Raw genomic sequence first — 3,724 nt, 5'->3', positions numbered from 1 at the left:
GGCCACAGGACCCCGCACACCAACCAGGCATGAACCCGACACCGACAAACCACAACCGCAGCCCACCTGAACCGGACACCCGACCCAGACCGCACGCCCCCCACACCAGCTCGCGTGCGGTTGTCATCGCCCAGGCAGCAACAACCACACCCGACACCCGTCCGCCTGACCGACGGCGGACACCCCGCCCACGTACCCGAAACCGGCGAAACGGACACCGCACGCACGGACGGCGGGGACGTCCTCGCTGTCGCCTGTGCCGGCAGTGAGCACGGCGTCCCACAGGTCGGGGTGGGGCGGTCAGGCGGTGCGGGAGCGGACCTTCTCGGCGCAGGCGGTGACGACGGTCCGGGCGTCCAGGCCGAGGCTCTCGATGGCCACCAGGGCGGTGAGGACGACGTCGGCCAGTTCGGCGGCGACATCCTCGCGGGTGTGTGTCACGCCCTTGCGGGGATTCTGGCCAACCAGTCCGATCCACGCCCCGGCGGCCTCGCCCGCTTCCTCGGTGAGCTTGAGGATGCGGCAGGTCAGCTCGGCCTGGCCGGTACCGTTGGCGGCGTCCAGCCAGCCACGCGAGGCGCGGGCCGCCTCCCAGATCGACTCGTCCACCCGGACAGTGAACCGGACAGGGGTGACGATCCGCATCCGGGGGGGGCGGCCGGCGGTACGGCGTCGAGCCGGTGGTGGCGACGCGGCAACCATCTGAACGGGAAGGGACGTGCGGTGACCCTCGAAGCGGTGTACGCCAGTGTGGTCGCTCGGAACCCCGGCGAGCCGGAGTTCCACCAGGCGGTGCGGGAGGTGCTGGAGAGCATCGGCCCGGCCCTGGCCCGTCACCCCGAGTACGCGGAGGCGCGGATCATCGAGCGGATCTGCGAGCCGGAACGGCAGATCATCTTCCGGGTGCCGTGGGAGGACGACCACGGTCGGGTGCACGTCAACCGGGGATTCCGGGTCGAGTTCAACAGCGCGCTCGGCCCGTTCAAGGGTGGCCTGCGCTTCCACCCGTCGGTCTACCTGGGGATCGTGAAGTTCCTCGGCTTCGAGCAGATCTTCAAGAACGCGCTCACCGGACTGCCGATCGGCGGCGGCAAGGGCGGCGCGGACTTCGACCCGAAGGGCCGCTCGGACCGTGAGGTGATGCGGTTCTGTCAGAGCTTCATGACCGAGTTGTACCGGCACATCGGCGAGCAGACCGACGTCCCGGCCGGGGACATCGGGGTCGGCAGCCGGGAGATCGGCTACCTGTTCGGGCAGTACAAGCGGATCACCAACCGGTACGAGACGGGGGTGCTGACCGGCAAGGGCCTGTCGTACGGGGGCGCGCAGGTGCGCACCGAGGCGACCGGGTACGGCGCGGTGTTCTTCGCCGAGGAGATGCTCAAGCAGACCGGGGACAGCCTCGACGGCAAGCGGGTGGTGGTCTCCGGGTCGGGCAACGTCGCCACGTACGCCATCGAGAAGGTGCACCAGTTCGGCGGGACGGTGGTGGCCTGCTCGGACTCCAACGGCTACGTGCTGGACGAGAAGGGCATCGACCTGGCGCTGCTGCGGGAGCTGAAGGAGAAGCGGCGCGCCCGGCTCGACGACTACGTGGGGCACATGCCGCAGGCGGTGGCGGTCTCCGGTCGTACCGTCTGGGAGGTCCCCTGCGACCTGGCCATCCCCTGTGCGACGCAGAACGAGATCGGCGGGGCGGAGGCCGCGTCGCTGGTCGCCGGCGGTTGCGTCGCGGTGGTGGAGGGGGCGAACATGCCGACCACGCCGGAGGCGGTGCGCATCCTCGGCCGGGCCGGGGTGCGGTTCGCCCCGGGCAAGGCGGCCAACGCCGGTGGGGTGGCGGTGAGCGCCCTGGAGATGCAGCAGAACGCCAGCCGCGACTCGTGGACCTTCGTCCAGTCGGAGCAGCGGCTGCGGGAGACGATGCGCGACATCCACGCCCGCTGCTGGTCCACCGCCGAGGAGTACGGCCTGCCGGGCGACTACGTGGCGGGCGCGAACATCAACGGGTTCCGCCGGGTGGCGGAGGCGATGCTGGCGCACGGGCTGGTCTGAGGATCCCGGCCGGGCGGTGCTGACCGTTCGGTCAGGTGCAGCATTGACAGCCCTCATGGGGCGGGCCTAGCTTCAGTGCGCTACCGGCCGGTAGGCACCGTCCCGCCTGGCCGCCCTCGGGCGGCACCCGTCCCCGGGGGAGCACGATGCTGTCCTCAACCACCCGCCTCATGCGCCGGCTGCTCGCCGTCGGCGCGTCCCTGGCCCTGACCGTCGGGCTCGCCGGCGCGGCGCCGGCCACCGCCGCCGGCGGCGACGACGGCTCGCAGCCACTGCCCGGCTACACCATCAACAACCCGCCCCTGGCCCCGCTCGTCGTGGGTGGCACGCCGACCACCGTACGGCAGGGCGTACACCGGCACGCCGGCTACGTCGTCGAGGTGCCGCCGGCCTGGAACGGCGAACTCGTCATGTGGGCGCACGGCTACCGCGGCCAGACCACCGTGCTCTCCCCCGAGGCCCCCGGCTTCGGCCTGCGGCAACGGCTGCTGGGCCAGGGGTACGCCTGGGCGTCGTCGTCGTACACCACCAACGGCTTCGACATCCGCTCCGGCGTGGTCAGCACCCGTGAGTTGGCCGACCTGTTCGCCTCGACGGTCGAGCGTCCGAAGCGGACGTACGTGGCCGGCGTGTCGATGGGCGGTTACGTCATCGGCCGCTCGCTGGAGCAGTACCCGGGCTACTACGACGGGGCACTGCCGATGTGCGGGGTGCTCGGCGACCACGAGCTGCTCGACTTCTACCTCGACTACAACCTGGTCGCCCAGGCGCTCGGCGGGGTGCGGGCGTACCCGACGCCGACCGACTACCTGAGCAACGCCGTGCCCCGGATCCAGGTGGCGCTCGGCCTCGCCGGGCTCACCCCCACCGGGCCGGACACCACCAACGAGCGCGGCAAGCAGCTACGGGAGATCACCGTCAACCGCTCCGGCGGGCCGCGCCCCGGCGCGGAGGCGGCCTTCGCGGTCTGGAAGGACTTCCTCTTCGCCATCAGCACCACCGACGGCGGGGACTCACCGGCCCAGCGGCCCGGGCAGCTCGCCACGAACCTGCTGACGCGCTACAGCCCGAACGGGCCGGTCGACGTCAACGCCACCGTACAGCGGGTCGCGCCGGAGAACGTCCGGCAGCGGTTCTCCCCGGTGCTGACGGAGGTGCCGCGCATCGCGGGTCGCCCCACCGCGCCGGTGCTCAGCCTGCACGACCTGGGTGACCTGTTCGTGCCCTTCTCCATGGAGCAGGCGTACGCCCGGGACGCGGCGCGGCACGGTCGCAGCCGGCTGGTCGTCCAGCGGGCCGTCCGGGCCACCCAGCACTGCGAGTTCACCCCGGCGGAGGCCGGCGCCGCCTGGGACGATCTGGTCTCCTGGGTACGCACCGGAGTCCGTCCCGCCGGTGACGCGGTCACCGATCCGAAGGCGGTCGCCGCGCCGGACTTCGGCTGCCGGTTCAGCGACCGGGCCGCGTACGACGCCGGCGTGGGCACCCGCCGGCTGTACGCGAAGTGCCCCTGACGGTCACCGGACACGCCGCTGGCCGGCACCCCGTGGTGGGGCGCCGGCCAGCGTTGTCGTGGGTGGGGTCAGCTGTTCCAGTGTTCGGTGACGAGGTCGGCGGCCTGCTGCTCCCACTGGGCGTAGTGGTCCGGGTAGGCCGAGACCTGCACGGT

The 3,724-nt window shown here is 72.0% G+C and carries 3 protein-coding genes; 2 read left to right on the top strand and 1 reads right to left on the bottom strand.

Annotated elements, in window-relative coordinates; translation table 11 throughout:
• Positions 1 to 300 precede the first annotated feature (300 nt).
• Complete coding sequence (locus GA0070560_RS27910) at positions 301 to 609, bottom strand: MazG-like family protein (RefSeq protein WP_091303106.1); 309 nt, start codon at positions 607 to 609, stop codon at positions 301 to 303.
• 114 nt (positions 610 to 723) lie between these two features.
• On the opposite strand from GA0070560_RS27910, the gene gdhA reads away from it, so the two are divergent.
• Positions 724 to 2,055: an NADP-specific glutamate dehydrogenase gene (gdhA, locus tag GA0070560_RS27905; protein WP_091303104.1), complete on the top strand. Its 1,332-nt coding sequence runs from the start codon at positions 724 to 726 to the stop codon at positions 2,053 to 2,055.
• 146 nt (positions 2,056 to 2,201) lie between these two features.
• The gene (locus tag GA0070560_RS27900) at positions 2,202 to 3,569 is read left to right on the top strand and encodes an alpha/beta hydrolase family protein (protein WP_091303101.1); all 1,368 of its coding nucleotides are present in this window, start codon (positions 2,202 to 2,204) and stop codon (positions 3,567 to 3,569) included.
• The last annotated feature ends 155 nt before the right edge of the window (positions 3,570 to 3,724 follow it).

Origin of the sequence: Micromonospora halophytica, from assembly GCF_900090245.1 — a bacterium.
GTDB classification, from domain to species: domain Bacteria; phylum Actinomycetota; class Actinomycetes; order Mycobacteriales; family Micromonosporaceae; genus Micromonospora; species Micromonospora halophytica.
The sequence above is the reverse complement of the archived record's forward strand: the minus strand, read 5'-3'. Positions and strand labels throughout refer to the sequence as shown.

Coding starts and splice junctions, on each gene's coding strand:
- GA0070560_RS27900 (WP_091303101.1), top strand. CDS start 2,202: ATGCTGTCCTCAACCACCCGCCTCATGCGCCGGCTGCTCGCCGTCGGC.